This window comes from Methylobacillus methanolivorans (assembly GCF_044751345.1).
GTDB lineage: Bacteria > Pseudomonadota > Gammaproteobacteria > Burkholderiales > Methylophilaceae > Methylobacillus > Methylobacillus methanolivorans.
In genome coordinates this window covers 1,483,432-1,500,661 of the sequence record NZ_JBIWXY010000001.1, presented here as the reverse complement: position 1 = coordinate 1,500,661, position 17,230 = coordinate 1,483,432, and the positions used below count along the sequence as shown (strand labels likewise).

At 44.2% G+C, this 17,230-nt stretch carries 17 protein-coding genes and 1 tRNA gene; 8 read left to right on the top strand and 10 right to left on the bottom strand.

What is annotated here, in order from left to right:
* Positions 1 to 36: 36 nt before the first annotated feature.
* Positions 37 to 429, bottom strand: coding sequence for a hypothetical protein (locus ACIKP9_RS07035; protein ID WP_400880978.1), 393 nt, complete (start codon positions 427 to 429; stop codon positions 37 to 39).
* A gap of 413 nt (positions 430 to 842) precedes the next feature.
* Between ACIKP9_RS07035 and ACIKP9_RS07030 the strand changes: the two genes are divergently transcribed.
* Complete coding sequence (locus ACIKP9_RS07030) at positions 843 to 1,412, top strand: TetR/AcrR family transcriptional regulator (protein WP_400880976.1); 570 nt, start codon at positions 843 to 845, stop codon at positions 1,410 to 1,412.
* 364 nt (positions 1,413 to 1,776) lie between these two features.
* Here ACIKP9_RS07030 and ACIKP9_RS07025 read toward each other — a convergent pair whose 3' ends face one another.
* Complete coding sequence (locus ACIKP9_RS07025; RefSeq protein WP_400880974.1) at positions 1,777 to 3,654, bottom strand: methanol/ethanol family PQQ-dependent dehydrogenase; 1,878 nt, start codon at positions 3,652 to 3,654, stop codon at positions 1,777 to 1,779.
* A 269-nt stretch (positions 3,655 to 3,923) separates the two neighbouring features.
* On the opposite strand from ACIKP9_RS07025, the gene ACIKP9_RS07020 reads away from it, so the two are divergent.
* The gene (locus tag ACIKP9_RS07020) at positions 3,924 to 4,676 is read left to right on the top strand and encodes a hypothetical protein (RefSeq protein WP_400880972.1); all 753 of its coding nucleotides are present in this window, start codon (positions 3,924 to 3,926) and stop codon (positions 4,674 to 4,676) included.
* Positions 4,677 to 4,680: 4 nt separating this feature from the next.
* Here ACIKP9_RS07020 and ACIKP9_RS07015 read toward each other — a convergent pair whose 3' ends face one another.
* Genes ACIKP9_RS07015 through ptsJ form a run of 3 tightly spaced genes read right to left on the bottom strand, consistent with a single transcriptional unit; the run spans position 4,681 to position 7,545 of the window.
* The gene (locus ACIKP9_RS07015; RefSeq protein ID WP_400880970.1) at positions 4,681 to 5,322 is read right to left on the bottom strand and encodes a LysE family translocator; all 642 of its coding nucleotides are present in this window, start codon (positions 5,320 to 5,322) and stop codon (positions 4,681 to 4,683) included.
* Between the two features lie 14 nt (positions 5,323 to 5,336).
* Positions 5,337 to 6,257, bottom strand: a complete 921-nt coding sequence (locus tag ACIKP9_RS07010) for a dihydrodipicolinate synthase family protein (RefSeq protein ID WP_400880968.1) — start codon at positions 6,255 to 6,257, stop codon at positions 5,337 to 5,339.
* Entirely contained in the window at positions 6,250 to 7,545 is a 1,296-nt protein-coding gene (ptsJ, locus tag ACIKP9_RS07005) for a MocR-like B6 salvage transcription factor PtsJ (protein ID WP_400880966.1), read from the bottom strand. The genes ACIKP9_RS07010 and ptsJ overlap by 8 nt, the downstream gene beginning before the upstream one ends.
* Positions 7,546 to 7,615: 70 nt before the next feature.
* On the opposite strand from ptsJ, the gene ACIKP9_RS07000 reads away from it, so the two are divergent.
* Positions 7,616 to 7,939, top strand: coding sequence for an antibiotic biosynthesis monooxygenase family protein (locus tag ACIKP9_RS07000; protein ID WP_400880964.1), 324 nt, complete (start codon positions 7,616 to 7,618; stop codon positions 7,937 to 7,939).
* Positions 7,940 to 8,027: 88 nt separating this feature from the next.
* On the top strand, positions 8,028 to 8,348 hold the full coding sequence (gene sugE / locus ACIKP9_RS06995) for a quaternary ammonium compound efflux SMR transporter SugE (protein WP_400880962.1): 321 nt from the start codon (positions 8,028 to 8,030) through the stop codon (positions 8,346 to 8,348).
* A gap of 168 nt (positions 8,349 to 8,516) precedes the next feature.
* Here the strand turns inward: sugE and ACIKP9_RS06990 are convergent, their stop codons facing one another.
* Positions 8,517 to 9,485, bottom strand: a complete 969-nt coding sequence (locus ACIKP9_RS06990) for a tetratricopeptide repeat protein (protein WP_400880960.1) — start codon at positions 9,483 to 9,485, stop codon at positions 8,517 to 8,519.
* Positions 9,486 to 9,717: 232 nt separating this feature from the next.
* On the opposite strand from ACIKP9_RS06990, the gene ACIKP9_RS06985 reads away from it, so the two are divergent.
* On the top strand, positions 9,718 to 10,152 hold the full coding sequence (locus tag ACIKP9_RS06985) for a hypothetical protein (protein ID WP_400880958.1): 435 nt from the start codon (positions 9,718 to 9,720) through the stop codon (positions 10,150 to 10,152).
* Positions 10,153 to 10,166: 14 nt separating this feature from the next.
* Here ACIKP9_RS06985 and ACIKP9_RS06980 read toward each other — a convergent pair whose 3' ends face one another.
* Positions 10,167 to 10,652 (bottom strand): helix-turn-helix domain-containing protein, encoded by a 486-nt coding sequence (locus ACIKP9_RS06980; protein ID WP_400880956.1) that lies wholly within the window; start codon positions 10,650 to 10,652, stop codon positions 10,167 to 10,169.
* A gap of 525 nt (positions 10,653 to 11,177) precedes the next feature.
* On the opposite strand from ACIKP9_RS06980, the gene ACIKP9_RS06975 reads away from it, so the two are divergent.
* From ACIKP9_RS06975 to ACIKP9_RS06965, 3 genes are all read left to right on the top strand, one after another.
* The gene (locus ACIKP9_RS06975; protein WP_400880954.1) at positions 11,178 to 11,888 is read left to right on the top strand and encodes an Lcl C-terminal domain-containing protein; all 711 of its coding nucleotides are present in this window, start codon (positions 11,178 to 11,180) and stop codon (positions 11,886 to 11,888) included.
* Between the two features lie 780 nt (positions 11,889 to 12,668).
* Positions 12,669 to 12,857, top strand: a complete 189-nt coding sequence (locus ACIKP9_RS06970; protein WP_400880952.1) for a hypothetical protein — start codon at positions 12,669 to 12,671, stop codon at positions 12,855 to 12,857.
* A complete protein-coding gene (locus tag ACIKP9_RS06965; protein WP_400880950.1) occupies positions 12,847 to 13,626 on the top strand; it encodes a hypothetical protein in 780 nt (259 codons plus the stop codon). Before ACIKP9_RS06970 ends, ACIKP9_RS06965 begins: the two co-directional genes overlap by 11 nt.
* Positions 13,627 to 13,985: 359 nt before the next feature.
* On the opposite strand, the gene ACIKP9_RS06960 is transcribed toward ACIKP9_RS06965, so the two are convergent.
* The 3 genes from ACIKP9_RS06960 to ACIKP9_RS06950 all read right to left on the bottom strand — a co-directional run bounded on the left by ACIKP9_RS06960 (position 13,986) and on the right by ACIKP9_RS06950 (position 17,167).
* Positions 13,986 to 15,677: a DUF6538 domain-containing protein gene (locus ACIKP9_RS06960; RefSeq protein ID WP_400880948.1), complete on the bottom strand. Its 1,692-nt coding sequence runs from the start codon at positions 15,675 to 15,677 to the stop codon at positions 13,986 to 13,988.
* 108 nt (positions 15,678 to 15,785) lie between these two features.
* Positions 15,786 to 15,879 (bottom strand) — tRNA-Ser (locus ACIKP9_RS06955).
* 61 nt (positions 15,880 to 15,940) lie between these two features.
* Complete coding sequence (locus ACIKP9_RS06950) at positions 15,941 to 17,167, bottom strand: aspartate kinase (protein ID WP_230347978.1); 1,227 nt, start codon at positions 17,165 to 17,167, stop codon at positions 15,941 to 15,943.
* Positions 17,168 to 17,230: the final 63 nt, after the last annotated feature.

Sequence of the window (17,230 nt, the reverse complement as noted above, 5' to 3'; positions counted from 1 at the left end):
AGGCTGAGCATCATTTATACCAACCTGTATCAATAGTTACTTATTCAGAACATGCATTAATACGGTGAAGGTGATCCACATAAAGCCCACCGTGGAAACCATAAAGCTTAGTGCCGTGAAGATTTTCCACTTTTTCTTCGACCAGAAGTTAGTGTCAAAGGCTGCAATTGTGAAGATCGTCGGATTGGTAAAGCCCCCGATTGCCAAGCATACACATGCGATAGCAGGTAATTCTATGCCTATGCCGTAGAAGCCTAAATTGAACAATGCCATCAGTGCATAATCAACGTGCGCACGAATCATTGTTTTGTAATCAATCAAAAACTCATCTACGCCAGGAATGGGAAACCACTTAGCAAAAGTCATCAACCAAGCTGAAACAATCAAAGCTGTCACACAGGCAACAGCACCAATCAACAATGCATCCATTTTACTTTCTCCTCATGTAATTTTAGTAATAAAGAAATACAGGTCTGTATATGTATGAATCATATACCTTGCTCTACAGTTTGCAAGAGGAATGATTCCTTTGTTAGATAGTCCAAATGGATAAGATGGGCGAGTGATCTCCATGGGGTCTTAAACCCGCATCCAGACTGAGTCGAGAGATGATTTATATATCATTGGAAAAACCAAAAGGAGACAGGTTTGTCTGGATTACTGCATGTTCATCAAGGGAATACGTTACAATTCCCTCATTAAGTGATTGCTCCAGGTTGCCTAATTGAGGGTTGTTTTATTCCTCATGGCTAAAACGGAGATGCTATAGAGAAACCCTAGTCAGTGATTCAAACAACGCCAATGTATTGTGAAATGCTCCACTTCCAAGTTAGGAGGGTGCAATGACTTTAGTAGACATGAGGACGAAGATCCTGAATGTGGCGAGCAATTTGTTCGAGTCACGAGGTATTAATGCATCGGGCGTAGACACCATCATTGCTGAGGCAGGAGTTGCTAAGGCAACCCTTTACAAACATTTCCCCAGTAAAGACCTCTTGGTAATTGCATTCCTCAAGCGAAATGCAGATAACTTCATTGAGTGGTTAACACTAGGACTAAAGGATAAATCAACCGAGCCTGGCGATAAGCTCATCCAGCTATGCAGTTTGCTAGAAAAGCACATCGTGACTCAGCGCTCAAAAGGTCTCCCATTCCATTTAGCTTCAGTTGAATTTCCAGACCCTAGTCATCCTGTCCATCAATTCTCAGTTCGACTTTCTAAGGAACTGCAGGCTTATATTGTGGACTTGGCCAAAGAAACTGGCACTGTAGAGCCTGAGTCTTTAGGGCAGCAGATTATCATGTTGTTTGAAGGGGCATCTCTTGTGGAGCGACTTAGCCCAGGTAGCGGGGCTACTAGTCGTGCGAAGCAAGCAGCTATTCTGTTGATACGGTCTTCCCTAAATCACTAGGATAGTAAGATTATCCTGAGCATTTGACCAAGGACTTGCTCAACCTTGTGGTTGAATAGTCACTCGTTTTTCTTAAACACATCACTGATCCTGTTAATGATTGATTAGTTTCATGAGCAATTGCCGGCTGTTTGGACGCAATCCCATTTATCAGTAGTTAGCACATCTACCCGATTTCGGTATCGAGTCGTTCAATAAAAAATAGCATTTCCTGCTCCAGAACTTTTCACATACTTACACGGCATTTATAGCAATTCTTACACGTAAAAAAACCCCCCTTCCTGAGCAAAGGAAGGGGGACAGGTTTGACAAAACCCTCAGTAGAGGAGATTTATCAATGGAGGTTATACAAGATAAAAAACTATTACAGGCTAAAGACGTTGAGTGCTCCACCGCCAGGAGCTGCATTCCACTCTTTCAGCTCCTTATAACCACCCGCAGCACCTAGGGCATCAGTTGCATTGTCCAGACCAAGGTTCATCGCTACACCAGCCCAACCACCGATACCGGACAGCACACCAACGTATTGCTTACCCTTGTGGCTATATGTGAAGGCATTGCCGATCACACCTGAACCGACTTGGAACTTCCAAAGCTCTTTACCAGTTTGTGCATCCAACGCCTTGAACCAGCGATCCAAGGTGCCGTAGAACACAAGATCAGAAGCAGTGGTCAATGCACCACCCCAAGCGGAGAATTTCTCCTTGTTATACCACTTGGCCTTGTTGGTCATTGGGTCATAGGCGGCAAAACCACCCATTACACCGTCAGGACCAGCAAACATGGTCAATGTGGCACCAACCCATGGTTGACCAGCAATGTACTTGGACTCAACTGGTTCGTAGGTCATACAAACGTGATTGAGTGGTGAATACATCAAACCAGTGCGAGGAGAGTAAGCTGCAGGCTGTTGATCCTTGGTACCTAGCGCGGCAGGGCAGATACCCTTGGTGTTGTAGTCCTGATGAGTGGAGTATTTAGCATCCTTGTGTGGAACACCGGTCTTCAAATCTACATGCGTCGCCCAGTTCACAAATGGGTGTACTTTTTCAGCTGCAACCAATGTACCAGTGCCAGCTTCCCAGGTGTAAGCAAAGCCGTTTCGGTCATGATGCCAGGCGTAGGTCTTGCCCTTGTTCTCAAACAAGATCACTTCATTGACCCCGTCGTAGTCCCACTCGTCATGAGGCGTCATTTGATAACCCCAGCGTGCCAGGCCGGTATCGACATCCCGGGCGAAGATGGTCATGGACCACTTGTTGTCGCCGGGACGGACATCCGGATTCCAAACCGACGGATTGGCAGTACCGTAATAAACCAGGTTGGTCTTGGGGTCATACGGGAACCAGCCCCAAACCGAGGCACCGCCATTCTGCCAGCCGTCCTTCACGGCCTGCGGCTTAAGCCAGGTCTTTACGCCGAGATCCTTTTCAGGGAACTTCAGCTTTTCCTTGGGCAAGGCCTTGAAGGAGCCACCTTCCTTGTTGCCGCCGTTGATGTCTTCGTAGACAGACAGGGCGCTGTAATGCGGATTTTCCTTATTGAAGTCCTTGCCAATGAGAACATCTGTGTCAGGACCGGTATGGTATGCACGCCATGCCAGTGATCCATCCTTGATGTTGTAGGCCGAGAAATGACAACGGACACCGTATTCTGCGCCTGAGCAACCGGTCAGCACCTTGTCCTTGATCACATGCGGTGCATTGGTGTTGGTACCGCCCTCTTTAGGATTGGTTACTTTGGCATCCCAAATTTTTTCACCAGTCTTAGCATCTAGAGCTACAAGCGTACCGTCATTCTGTTGCAGGAAAATCTTGCCATCCCCATAGCCTAGGCCCCGATTGACAACGTCACAACACATCACGGCTTGGACAGAGGGGTCTTGCTTTGGAAAATAAGACCAAACAATCTTTTGGTTATTGTTCAGGTCAAGGGCGTACACATTATTGGGGAATGCGGTATGCACATACAGCACATTGCCAACAACAACAGGAGAGCCTTCGTGACCACGGTTTACACCGGTGGCAAATTGCCAAGCTGCCTTCACATTTTTGACATTGTTCTTGTTAATTTGATTCAGGGTACTATAGCCTTGATTATTGTATTGCCCCCGCGGATGTGCCCAATTGTTCGCATCTTTCATGGCTGCTTCCATATCAGCTGCTGCATAAGATGCCAGAGGAACAGATGCAGCCATGCCCAGGGCCAGGCTTACAACCAGGTTAACCTTTTTGATTTTCATGTTGCCTTCTCCATAGTAGTTATTGCAATTCCAGAGCCTGATTCAGAACCAAACGCTTGAATGCAGTGGCTTGGTTTATCCCAGCCCTGTATTTATCAAATCCTCTTCAGGCGCTACTCCTCCTGGGAATGAAGATTTGCCTAGCTAAAGCTAGTTCGGTTACTATAGACAGACCTGTCTGACTTTGCAACTGTTATGTATTTCAAAGGTGTCGTTTGAGCGGTTATAATTCTCTGAAAGGCCGCATGTAATCGAGAATGTAGGTGTTTATGAACAATGAAAAAGCAGGTGGGATTTTTGCTACCGGAAAACTGATCGAAGCCATGCGTGCTCGCGGTAAGAAACCTGCTAAACGGCTAGGAGGCCTTGCTATTGCTTTGTCTTCAATAGAAAGGGAAATGGTTAACAAAGACTCCTTCCGCCAAACCGTTGATGATATACAGGCTCATGACCTGGAGTTGCTGCGAAAACTCATTACACCAGAAGTTGATAAAGCGGGTGTTCCTCATCAAGAATTGATCACTGAACAAATCTTGATGGTGCTGGTCGGTACCCTACAAATGGAGGCAAGAAATGACACTTCTGTCTCCTGGACAGTTGCAGAAAATGCCATTGAAGCATTGCTGCAAAACTCTAAACGTTCACTCTTCTTGCGTTATGTCACTCCTTTAATGGCATGTTTGGGTTTGCTCGGTGTAACTATTATGGGCTATCAATTGATCTTCCCTCCCAAGCTGGAACCCAAAGAGCTACCTGTCGAGCCCTTGGCCATCACTTCGCTTGACCCTCAAGTGCCCAGCCCTTATGTACCAAGCCATTTCTACACAATGCGCCAAGATATAGCTAAGCTAAAATGCCAGTACCCTCAGGCGGCTATGCTCCCTGAAGCTCAACGCTCTGCATTCCTGCAATTTATCAATACCGGGGAAATTGCTATTACTGATTTAACTAATCTTCAATTGGCGCTGTCCAAAGTGCATTGCACGTACCCATCCTTAACAGGTAATCTGAATAAAAAATAATGGCTCAAGGGGACATTGAGTCACCTAGTCCTAGATAGATTCCCAATCCTACTAATACAGATCCTGAGCCAAAGGACATCAATTTCGCAGGTGTTGCTGATCCTTTTACCAACGGTGTTAGCCAGACAGCACAACTCACTACAATGAGATCAACTAAAGTATTTAGAAATACACAAATCAAACCATACACAATGATTTGAGGAGCAACTGGCAATGTGTGATTTAAGAATTGGGGAATAAACGCCAAGAAGAACAAAGCTGTTTTCACATTAAAAGCTTCAGTCAGTATGCCATCACTAAATGCGCGTTTCGCTCCATTAGTGACACCTGGTCTCAACTCTTGGAATGTAGCCTGTGTTGCAGACCAAATCATTTTCACACCCAAGCCAATTAGGTACGCGGCCCCAATGAACTTCACAATTGCAAAAGCATGAGCTGAGGCTGCCAACAAAGCTGTTAACCCTGTGGCTGCTAGTATCACATGTAGCAATCCACCAATGCTTGTACCAAATGTTGATGAAATTCCCTCCTGTTTGCCTCCTGCAAGCGTACGGGCAAGGACGTACAGAACACTAGGCCCAGGAATAAATGCAAGCACAATGGCAGCGACCAAGAACATGCCAAAACTTCCAGGATCAATCAGCATATTTTTCTCTTCGTTTACGCTGGTTGTAATTCATGAATTAATGCCCTCAATAACGATTGCTCAACTTCAGGTAGTGGCTTTAAAGGCGGTGGTAGGCAGAAGTTATTGACTATTCCGAGTTCTTTGGCAGCACAGGCAATGACCCTTATACTGCCATATCGCCTAAACATATCCAGAATCACCTCCATATCCTGAAAAGTGCGATCAGCTAGTTCAAAATCCCCTTGATTTGCGGTATGTACAATGTCCATAAGCGTCTCTGGAATTAATCCACCAATTGCGGAATACCAAAGATCACACCCAGCTCTTAAACCATCCAACCCGCTCCAGTCGCCACTAATTCCTATCGAAACTTCAGAAGGAATCCCTTTACGCAGGCTGTCCACCCGTTTTTTGGCATCGGGAAGATACGCAGAAATCGGCGGTATCTTGATTGAGCGAACAAAGGGCAATTGGGCAATTTGTGCCAGTAGTTCATCAGTAAATTTGAAGTTTGTTGTGCCAGGGTTGTCGTAAATACATAGCGGGATTGAAAGGTGGTCCGTCACGGTTTTGTAGAGATCAAATACCTCATCTTCTGTCAGTTTATGGTATGACATTGGAGCCAGCATGACCGCCTGGACTCCCAGCCTCTGAGCATCCTCAGCCAATAATAGGATATCTCTAACCCTTAGGGCGCCAATACCTGCCATAACAGGAATCCCTCTAGCATGTTCCAATGCCAACTCAATCACCTGGGCGCGTTCCTGGCGATTCAAATAGGCATATGCCCCTGTTGAGCCCAGGACACCAATTGAATTTACCTTGGCTACTACTAGGCGACGTATGAGACTAATGAATGCATCCTCTTGAAAACCCTCCTCATTAAATGGCGTTAAAGGAAAAGCGCACAAACCCGTGAATTTCATTTGAGAAATCTGCATTGGATTAACCATGACTAAATTTAAAATCTTTTACGAACTTTCCGGCCTGGCCGGGGTTGAGTTTGGATATGGTTACACGTACAGCATTTGAGGGCCGCTGGACTTCAAATGCATTCCCTGATCGAACTAACCATCCTTTCTTTGCTAGTTCATATGCAATAGTTTTTTGATCTTCGGAAACAGGAATCCAAACATTCAATCCATCAACTGTGGAGGTGACCTCTATGCCTTCACTCCTCAGGGCTTGGATCAACTCTAAGCGGTTCTCTGTGTACGTAGATTGAGCAGCTTTCAGTGACGAGATGATTTTCTTAGAGGTAAGACAGCTGAGCACTAGAGCCTGAAGTAGATGGCTTACCCAATTCATACCTGGGGCCAGCCTAGCGCGGAGCCTGTCTGCAGTAGCCTTGTCACAGCCTACAAATGCAACCCTTAAGTCAGGCCCAAGTCCCTTAGAAACAGAACGAATTAATGCCCATCTCAATGTGGTCTCTGGAATGATCGAGTAAAATGGTGAGTTGGCAACCAATGCGAAATGGTCATCCATAATTACCAGCACATTTGGATGTGAGGCCAATATGCCTTTGAGTTCCTGGGCCCTCGTGGCATTGAGGCTGCAGCCAGTAGGGTTGTGAGCTCGTGGGGTAATTAATACTGCACGTACTCCCAAGTTCAATGCCATCTGCAAGGAGTCAGGCTTCATTCCAAAATCATCGATTTCAATCCCAACTGTTCGCATGCCAGCAAGCTTGATGGATCCAATCGTACCCATAAATCCAGGGTCTTCAACAGCCACTTTGTCCCCTTGCACGAGGTGGGCAACACATAACCGCTCAATTGCATCTAAAGCACCATGTGTAAGCTCAAGCTCCATACCCGGGGGACAATCGTTACCTAGCCAATCCCTACCGTAGGTATTGAGATCGGGTAGGATGGTTTCTTCCCCATAGAGGAAGCAGCGGACATTAGCTTCGCCAAATAATTGGCGTGGATCTGGCAGGTATTCCGGGTTGGGATTTCCATCAGCCATATCAATTAGGGCGGTGCCTAAACTCAATCCTTCTTGCTCACCAGCTTTTGCAGGCTGCCGGATTACCGTGCCCGCTCTGCCCTGCGATATCACGATGTCAGCTTGAGTCAGCTTCTGATACGCCGCCGCAACAGTATTGCGGTTTACCCCTAATTGCTCTGCGAGCTCACGAACTGGGGGCAAAGAATTTCCTGGATTCAACTCTCCACTTTCAACCAGCTGTCTGACACTATCTGATATCTCAATAGCAGTTTTTCCAATAATCTTCACATTTGTCCTATGACAATATAGTATTGTGACTGTGACGATATCATGTCGTGGTTCATTAAGTAAGGAAAATATGTACTCATCCACATTTATCTTTGCCAAGAAGCAATTTGACCAAGAGTTTTTTGAGCTCGACAAGCAGATTGCAGATATGGCGAAGTCCATCCCTGGCTATATAGGGGAAGAGTCTTGGGTAAATCTTGATACAGGAGTTATCTCAGGGGTGTATTACTGGGAAACAATGGAGGCGCTTCAAAAGCTTATTCAGGATCCTAAACATCAAGAAGCAAAAGCAAAATCTTCAAAATGGCTAGATAGTTACAAGGTCATCATTGCTAAGGTTCATATTGAGTATGGTGATAAGTCATTAGGTTTGGTGCATCAAGTAAAGCAATAACCTCTCAGTACTTTTTAAATGGGGTAGGGACGACCTTACCTATCTAACTCATCGGGGACGGCCCCAATTTATTAATTGGAGGGTCGTAGTGAACTGGTTTATTCTTGTTGTTGCAGGTCTATTGGAAGTCGGCTGGGCCATTGGATTGAAGTATTCAGATGGCTTTACAAAACCGATCCCGTCAGTGTTAACCATTATCTGTATTCTCTTAAGCTTAGGATTGTTGAGTATTGCAATGAAAGGGCTTCCATTGGGGACGGCATATGCAGTCTGGGTAGGCATCGGAGCCATTGGCACCGCCATTTGTGGGATCGTATTATTTGGTGAATCTGCCGCCTTCTTGCGCATAGCTAGCTTGAGTTTGATCGTAGCTGGAATAATTGGATTAAAACTCGCTACACCAGCTTAGAAAAAGAGACTGCAGTGAGGTAGTTTGACTACCTCACTTTATTTTCACTACCAATCTAGTGTTCTTGGTGGCCGCCTGTAATGATATTCAATATATTCATTTCTTCCATATCGGAACCTTATATATGAGCGCACAAATACTGTTTTTGCATAATCAATAGAGGCATCATTAAGCATATCCACCCCCAATAACAGTTGTGCTTAGCGTATTTGGCGTGAATGGATTCTTGCCAAAGCCACCATCAAACCCAAGAATTTTTGACCTGTTTTTGTAATAATGAGCCTTCGATGGTGATCTTTTTACAGTCCAGCCATCTTCATAACATCTTCCCAACATCCAGTTTGCTGGACCATAATTAAGCATGGCAGCATCATGTAAGTGTTTTACACTCTCAACAAAGTTACCAGAGTGCACTTTCAGGTGCGCCAGAAGCATGAGTGGCTCAGGATGACCGTCAGCTGCTAATTTCTCCAAATATACTTTTGAGGAGATATCTGTAATATTCTTTTCATTGAGAATCTTATTGTAGCTATATTCATACATTGATTTCTTATGACCAAGATCACAAGCTCTCTTTTGATATTGGTGGCTTTTAGTGTGATTTCTTAGTTGTTTGATCTCGCTGTATATTTTCGACAAAGCTACTAGGGCATCAATATGATTTAGTCTGGCTGCTTTTGATAACCAGGATTCCCCTGTCCGAACATTCTTTTTAACCCCTTTCCCATAAGTTAAAGCTAGTCCGTAATGGAACATGGCTTCTGGATTACCTTTAGTTACAAGTTTTTTTAGATAGGGGATGACTCTGGCAGGGCTCTCATTCATACGGATGTATAACTGCATCAAATTTAACTCTGCCTCGGTATTGCCTTGTTCTGCAGCCTCTTCCCACCAATATTCGGCGAGCTCAATATTTTGTTCAATGTGGATCCCATCATAGTAAGCATTTCCAATAATCACCTGAAATTTAGCTATCCCCATTTCGGCTTTCATATTAAAAATTGAAAGTTGCTTAATGGGGGATAGATTGGGATCAAGATTTGCAGTTGTATCCTCCGAGGAAAACAATGTGGATGCTATTTGTGCAATATCTGATAGAACAAGAGGTGGAATAACTTTTGGTTTTTGAACTGACATTTTTAATTTCCTATATTAGTTAGCTCCTTTCTTAAGGTGTACGATGGATTGGTTTTTCAATGCATGCCTGCTTACTATCCGGAGATAGCGCTTGGGACACCTCCTAAAGGAGGATCACCGATTGATGATGTAAACATTGTAATACAAATGATACCATATGTCAATATGTGTATTCTTTTTGTTGTTTTTGGTTTACAATTTCTACTTGAATGTTGAGTGCGATTGGATCTATATGGAAGAAACGCCAAAAGGCAAAGCTGAAGTGATGAGCTTGAGGTTGAATGCCAAACTTAAATTTGAGCTTGAAACCTTGTCTAGGCTGGAGGACAAAAGTATCGCCCAAATCATGGTGGCTGCTTTAAATGCTTATCTAGATAACCAGGATAACTGGCCAAAAGGCTCAAGGTGGGAATTGGATCAGTTTGTCTGGGATATCTATCCGCAATTTAGAACATTGAGAAAAATGTTTCATCCAGCCTTCAATAAAGAGCTTACCTTGCAAGAAGAGGTAATTTTGAGAAACATTATCAGCCAAGGGAAATATTGGCATGATAAGAAACCCAGAAATTGGACTGAGCGAGACAATTTAAAATATACAGACCTCAATGATGTTGTTATTTTTAGGGATTGGAGCAAACTCAAAACTAACCAACTGAACATTGAATAGGATTGAGCTCCATATCAATATTCATCAAATGGGTCTTCAAAGTCAGACAATTCAATATTCATTACTTTTCTCACTTCTCTGGCTACTTGATAAGGCTGTAATAATTTAGCATCTACTCCTTGGGGTAAGTAATCTCCTTTACCATGCCCTTTACCTTTTCCATGTTTTTCTTCTACAAGTTTCTCAATAGTATTTGTTCTGGGAACTTTCAACCTAATAGTGTTGCAGGCGTTTAAGCCAATTTGTTGACGATGCTCAATGAAACCTATCTCTTCAAGTTCTGAATAGGTTTTAGATATATCAGAAATATGAATTCCAGTTTTCAAGGAAATTTTTTCTCTGGAAATAATGACATTCCCTAGCTTATCGGAGTGGCTGCACAAAACTAGAAGAACAAGAAGTTGACGTTTAGTGAGCCCCATATAAACAGCCTCTGTCGGAATCATGATGAATGATTGACTAAATCCATTGCGCTGCCATGATGAGTTTGAGTTTTTCATATGTATACCTTATACAAGTTGTTAAAAATAAGTATAGGTATTTCAAATGACTTATTGTGATTAATATACTTTGGTGAATGGGAGCGAAGCGACTTTCTATATTTTTTAACTATGAGGAGAGTGTGTGCATATTACCTAGACTGGTAAATTTAGTGATATACCTATACTAGGAGGTGTAGGTGTTTTAAAAGATTTTAGGCAGGTTATAAGTTGTTTTTCTTTGGATGTCACAACAACTACGATCAAGGCAGTCTGTGTGTTTGGTGATTTACATATAACGCCTTGAGGTTGTTTTAATCGCGAAGAATGCGCCTCGCACTACGGGGATATCATTAGGGGTTTCCAGACTAGCTCTTTATTCAAACTGGTGTCATCCACCATCCCGAAACTACATTGACAGTTCAGGTTGTTATTTGTCGATGCAATTGCTCGCGGCACTGAGTTGAATTTTTATAGTGTTTTAAGTTTGCATCTGCAATATACCTGTTGATTTATTTTAACCATCCTCAACAAAGGAACTATCACATGTACTTCAAACCCACTTTGCTAGCTAGCGCCCTGCTGTTTGCCAGCCTTAACGTCCACGCTGAGCTTACCAGCTACAACCCCAATGGCGTAGAACTCGTTTACAGCTCTATCAGCGATGTCACCTGGACCAAGGACGCCAACCTGCTCGCCAGCCTCATCAGCAGCCAGGGTCATAGCACCATCGTTGACGCCATTATTGCTGTCACCCCCACCATTACGAATACTCCTAATGTTAACAGCCCCTTGGGCATTTACACGCTCAGTGCTGCCGACTTTTCTGAAAACGGACGCACCAGCTGGTGGGGCGCACTGGGATTCGTCAACTACCTCAACAGCGTCAGCTATGGCGGTAGCGACCAATGGCGTTTGCCCACGGTGGCCACTTCCTCTGACGAATTTCCCGAATTGTTCTTCCAGGAACTGGGAGGCACGGCATGGAGACCCATCCCCAACACTGCCACGTTCGACAACGAACAGTCCTACACTTACTGGTCTGGCGCAGAATATAGTAGTGTTCCTAGTGTGTTTGCCTGGGTTTTCGGCAACCACAACGGCTTTCAGGGCTATGGCCTTAAGGAAGACCAGCGCTACGCCTGGGTCGTGACCTCTGGATTAGTAGCAGCGGTACCGGAAGCAGACATCTACGCCATGTTACTGGTAGGCTTGGGCTTGCTGGGTGCAGTAATGCGCCGTCGTCACGCTAAATAATTCGGCTCATCTGACTGTCAAAACTCAGTCAATGTTCTGTCAATAACAAAGCTAGTAGATGACTACCAGCTTTGTTAATTACTCTTCCCCAAAACAATCAGGCTTGTGTTTTCTTACTGTCCTGCTTGTTCTGTCCATCTGACATTCTCTACCATGCTATCAGTTACCAATGCCTTGGATTGATCGTCATTCAGTTCCTTGATGGTGAGTTCAGGGAATGATTCCTGAGTCTTTGCGAATTTTTCTAGAAACAAGCTGCTGTTAGTTAGATCGCCCGCATTCTGTAGGTTGCCTCTAAGCGGTTAACCTTAATAATTACTATGCTCAACAATACCTCTTCTAAATACTAGACTTCAAAATTTCATGAGGGGGCCCATTACATATTTTTTCGCCAACGAAAAAAGCTCTCCCAAGAGCGATATATGTAATGGGGAGCGAAGCTCCGCAAAATCCCTGAGCTGCAAGCAGCTCGGGGCAAGGCACTGAAGGTGAATATGTAATATTGACCCGTAGCTTTAGCGAAGTCGAAGCATGTTAAGCAGTCGCCCTAGCGATTGCTTGCTGAGATTCAGTGCCTTGCCCCGAGGTGTGGCAACACAAGGGCTCGGGGATTTTGCGCAAAGAAATCGGCGTTGCTTCCCAAAGCAATAGTCTCATAGCTCGTCCAGAGCGCTAATGAGAGTTTTAGCCGATAATTAATTTTAATTATTCACTACTTTCTTCATTTCACTCGCTATACATCAGTGCACAAGGGTCTGTGCGGATATATAAAGGATTGATATGAAAATAAATGAAATTGTGACTAAGGATTTTTTTGAAGCCTTGCTTGCCGAGTTGGAATTTGTTGCAAAGCAGATTAAAAATGATCCAGCAACCTATTACAGAATCTTAGTTTTACATGACAGGTTAGCGGATATATCTGGAAAACCTCATTTGAAAAAAATAAAAAGGAGTACAAATGAGAGATAAGCAAATGATAGGAGTGGAGCAGCACGAGCTAATACTTAAATATATAAATCGTTTTGGTTGGCTGACAAGCAGAATGATCAAAAAGCTAGTCTATGATGACTCAAGCCAAGGGCTTGCATTGGCAAGGCGAGCTTTGGTGAAAATGATAGATAATAAGCTAGTGATTAAAAGAGGACTTCCGAACGGTGGGGAGGCTTACTTGCTAGGAACAAAGGGAGCTGCTTTCCTAAGATCATTGAATATTAATATTGATGCACAAAGTGGAGCAAGGTTAAAGCTAGGTAATCCAGTTCATCGTGCATGCTCAAATTGGTTTCTGATTGATGAGTTGGTAGATAATAAATCATCAATATGGACTGAATTTGAAATTCAGAATGGCACATGTCCCATTCATCAAATTTTTGGAAAGATTCCCGATGGATTGATTAGATCGGATTCTGAAGTCGAATGGGTGGAAGTTGAGAATTCTTGGAAAAATAGAATGGAACGTGAAAGAATCGTACGGTTCTGCGCTGACATGCTTGGTTGCGAAAATTATCAACCTCTCAGTAGTGACTTCTATCTCGTAAAAATGATTATTGTATGCTCAAACAAAGAGTCTTCGAATTATTTGGTTAGAAGTTTCATAGAAGCCTTTGAGGCTGGGGTCATCACTGAGGCTGTTCTCAGTGAAGTTGAGATTGTATTTGCTGAGGTTAGTTCTAATCTTATGCCGCCTACTAGTATGATTAGAGCAAATCTTTGGTATGACTTAATACAGCGTGTCTAGAATGGCTTGTCAATTTTCATTGGAGTGATTTTTTTGATACAAGCATTATTTTTCCAGAGATGTCTAGAAGATACTCTTAAGAAAACTCAAAGTGTCTCGCACTTTGAGTTTGTGATTACTGATGAGTATTTGAAATTTAGTTAGCTTTATGGCATAAAAATTTTTAGCTATCTGAATCAAAATTACTAAAATTTGAGTTGTTGTTTATATTATCTGACCAATCATTAATGCTTTGATGAGGTGCGGATTGTCCCCAGGAATTTTCCCAGTTGGATTCTATCAATGGTGTAGTCTCTGTAGGCTGGTGAGAGGATTGATTTTGATCATTGGTAAATGTATTGCGTATAAAATCAAATAAATTAAACATTGTGTTGATCCTCCTTAAACAAAATTGGGACTTCTAAACCATGATATTCAACTTTTAAAATTGCCTGTGCTGCCAGTTTGAGTTTTTTTGCACCTCCATACACGCTTCCCTGATTCCCGCTATTACTATGACCAAGAATAATGTTCTGAAGCTCAGGATCAATTTCTGCTAATCGCAGTGCATCTTTGAAGTTATGTCTAAATGAATGAAAAACCTTTGTTCTGCTCTCAATTCCTATAGTTTTTCTTAAATATCTACTCCACCATTTTGACCAGTTGGCTGTATATTTATGATTACTGTCTAGCGTTAGTTCAGGAAAGACGCGTGTGATAGCGCGCGATCTGAGTTGCTTAACATACGCTATAAACCCTGCCTCAATAAGCTTTGAATGAATTGGGATCATTCGACGAGCATTCATGGTTTTAATTGAATGGTCTTCGTTGTGGTCGTTTACATCGATAAAGTAAGAGCCATATTCAAACTTGATGTCATCAATGTTCAATTGTCCCAGCTCTTCTTCCCGTGCCCCTGTATATAGTGCCAGGAGGGGAAGCCAATATGCCGCAGCCCCTTTGCCTCCAATCGAAATATCTCCACCATGGAATATTGGGGCTGAGAATATTTTCGTTAGATCATCTTCCGAGAAGGGTTCACGTACCGCATTCAGAATAGTAGGTTTCTTTACTGAGAGCCGGACTGCTGGATTGGTTTTGATTCGCTCGTTATCAAAAGCCAGATTGAAGATGGTAGCGACTTGCCTAACTCTCTTCACAATCGTTTTATAGTAAAGCTTTCCATCTGAGACTAAGGAGTCTCGCCAGTCCAATATGTCTCGCCTAGAGACTTTATTAGCCTCTTTATTCGCCACGAATTGTGTAAATGCTAGAAAGGTCGAGGAGTAATCCTTGATGGTTTTTGTATTTCTTGGAACTGCATTGACCCATTCAGATAGTATGAGATCAAGTGATACAGCTTTGGGTATATCTACTTTTGGCACGACCTTGTGCGTCTCGACAATCTGACCATTACTTTTTTCCAAAGCGAATTCAAGACTGCGAATATTAGTTTTAAGCAGTGCTTCGCGAATCCGATTTTTACTATCACTATCAACAGAATCTGGATCATAACCCCACTGTTTGAGAATAGTCTCCACAACAGTGCCACTAATCATAGTGGTGTCATTAATACTTAATGCCTGTCTTGCAAGCCGTAAATTATCCTCAACGATGCCAATAAAGTTGGGTAGCGTGGACAGCTTAAGGTTTTTCTCTCTTCTCCAGTGGTCATCCTTGTTTAACGATTCATGCAGTAGATTTGTGAAATGGGCATCAATTACTTCATTAGGTATGACAGTTAATTGAGAGGTGGTAGGAATGTCCAAGATATTCCTTGCTGTCTCAATTGTTTCATTTGGTGAGATCAGACCTAAGAGCGCCTCAAAGAAGCTGTTGTAGGTTGCCAAATGACGATCTCTGAGCTTTTTTGCTACTGAATAATCTTTTGTCTCAAGAGAAAGTTTGATTTCCTTTGAAGAGTATTTTTTCTGAAGCGGCTCTGGAATGATGTGTGAAATATCATTTCCAGACCGGAGATTGTCTTGAATGAAATTTCTGACTTGCTTGGGAATGGTGAGGCGGAAATACCAGGTTGAATCTACTTTATAGATGTAATCCTGAATGGTCATGTCGGGGGCTCGCTTTGTCATAAGCGTCTCACCTCAGTGTCTTACCAGGCCATCTTGAAACCCAAGCCCCTATTGAATTCTTTATAAAATAGGAGGTTAGGTTGTTGATGGCGGAGAGCGAGGGATTCGAACCCTCGATACAGGTTTAAGCCCGTATGCTTCCTTAGCAGGGAAGTGCCTTCGACCACTCGGCCAGCTCTCCGCACGAGGGCGTAACAATACTTGATTACGCCGTAAAAATCAACGCCAAAACGGCGTAATTCTTAAACTTCTTCTAGTCCAAAAGCCTTATGCAATACGCGTACTGCCAATTCCATGTATTTCTCGTCAATAACGACAGAAATCTTAATCTCGGAGGTGGAGATCATCTGGATGTTGATGCCTTCTTCAGCCAAGGTGCGGAACATCTGGCTGGCTATACCAACGTGGGAGCGCATGCCGACGCCGACCACGGAGACTTTGGCGGTCTTGTCGTCGCCGATGATCTCGCGTGCGCCGATATGGCCTTGTACCTTGTCGCGCAGGATGTCTAGGGCCTTCTGCAGGTCGTTCTTGTGCACGGTGAAGGTGAAGTCGGTGGTGCCATCGGCGGCAACGTTCTGGATGATGATGTCGACGTCGATGTTGGCATCAGCCACTGGGCCCAGGATCTGATAGGCAATGCCTGGGCGGTCAGGTACACCTAGTACGGTGATTTTGGCTTCATCGCGGTTGAAGGCGATACCGGAAATGATGGGTTGTTCCATATTGTTGTCGTCCTCAAAAGTAATCAACGTGCCTTCGCCTTCTTCCTCAAAGCTGGAAAGCACGCGTAGTTTGACCTTGTATTTGCCTGCAAACTCGACTGAGCGGATTTGCAGTACCTTGGAGCCCAGGCTGGCCATTTCCAGCATTTCCTCGAAGGTGACCGATTTGAGGCGGCGTGCTTCAGGCACGACGCGTGGGTCGGTGGTGTAGACGCCGTCTACATCGGTGTAGATCTGGCACTCATCGGCCTTGAGAGCAGCTGCCAGCGCGACGCCGGTAGTATCGGAGCCACCGCGGCCTAGGGTGGTGATATTGCCTTGCTCGTCAACACCCTGAAAACCAGCGACGACAACGACATGGCCGTCATCAAGATCTTTGCGGATACGCTCTTCATCAATCTTGAGAATGCGCGCCTTGGTGTGAGCATTGTCAGTGATGATGCTGACCTGGCTACCGGTGTAGCTCTTGGCTTTTACCCCAAGCTCTTGCAGGGCCATGGCAAGCAGGGCAATGGTGACTTGTTCGCCGGTGGAGACGAGCACATCAAGTTCACGTGGGCTAGGGTTGGGCATCACTTCCTTGGCCAGGCCGATCAGGCGGTTGGTTTCGCCGGACATTGCCGAAACCACGACCACGACTTGCTGACCTAATGCCTTGTGGCGAGCCACGCGGCGGGCGACGTTGCCGATGCGTTCTGGATTGGCGACTGAGGTGCCGCCGTATTTCTGTACGATAAGTGCCATATCTATGTCGGTATCAAAAGTGCATCAATAAAACGCGGGTGGCTGTCATGCATGCCCCCGCGG

What these genes read in the sequence shown, in the direction of transcription:
- ACIKP9_RS07035 (WP_400880978.1), bottom strand. Translation starts at nt 429, where the DNA reads ATGGATGCATTGTTGATTGGTGCTGTTGCCTGTGTGACAGCTTTGATT.
- ACIKP9_RS07030 (WP_400880976.1), top strand. Translation starts at nt 843, where the DNA reads ATGACTTTAGTAGACATGAGGACGAAGATCCTGAATGTGGCGAGCAAT.
- ACIKP9_RS07025 (WP_400880974.1), bottom strand. Translation starts at nt 3,654, where the DNA reads ATGAAAATCAAAAAGGTTAACCTGGTTGTAAGCCTGGCCCTGGGCATG.
- ACIKP9_RS07020 (WP_400880972.1), top strand. Translation starts at nt 3,924, where the DNA reads ATGAACAATGAAAAAGCAGGTGGGATTTTTGCTACCGGAAAACTGATC.
- ACIKP9_RS07015 (WP_400880970.1), bottom strand. Translation starts at nt 5,322, where the DNA reads ATGCTGATTGATCCTGGAAGTTTTGGCATGTTCTTGGTCGCTGCCATT.
- ACIKP9_RS07010 (WP_400880968.1), bottom strand. Translation starts at nt 6,257, where the DNA reads ATGGTTAATCCAATGCAGATTTCTCAAATGAAATTCACGGGTTTGTGC.
- ACIKP9_RS07000 (WP_400880964.1), top strand. Translation starts at nt 7,616, where the DNA reads ATGTACTCATCCACATTTATCTTTGCCAAGAAGCAATTTGACCAAGAG.
- ACIKP9_RS06990 (WP_400880960.1), bottom strand. Translation starts at nt 9,485, where the DNA reads ATGTCAGTTCAAAAACCAAAAGTTATTCCACCTCTTGTTCTATCAGAT.
- ACIKP9_RS06985 (WP_400880958.1), top strand. Translation starts at nt 9,718, where the DNA reads ATGGAAGAAACGCCAAAAGGCAAAGCTGAAGTGATGAGCTTGAGGTTG.
- ACIKP9_RS06980 (WP_400880956.1), bottom strand. Translation starts at nt 10,652, where the DNA reads ATGAAAAACTCAAACTCATCATGGCAGCGCAATGGATTTAGTCAATCA.
- ACIKP9_RS06975 (WP_400880954.1), top strand. Translation starts at nt 11,178, where the DNA reads ATGTACTTCAAACCCACTTTGCTAGCTAGCGCCCTGCTGTTTGCCAGC.
- ACIKP9_RS06970 (WP_400880952.1), top strand. Translation starts at nt 12,669, where the DNA reads ATGAAAATAAATGAAATTGTGACTAAGGATTTTTTTGAAGCCTTGCTT.
- ACIKP9_RS06965 (WP_400880950.1), top strand. Translation starts at nt 12,847, where the DNA reads ATGAGAGATAAGCAAATGATAGGAGTGGAGCAGCACGAGCTAATACTT.
- ACIKP9_RS06960 (WP_400880948.1), bottom strand. Translation starts at nt 15,677, where the DNA reads ATGACCATTCAGGATTACATCTATAAAGTAGATTCAACCTGGTATTTC.
- ACIKP9_RS06950 (WP_230347978.1), bottom strand. Translation starts at nt 17,167, where the DNA reads ATGGCACTTATCGTACAGAAATACGGCGGCACCTCAGTCGCCAATCCA.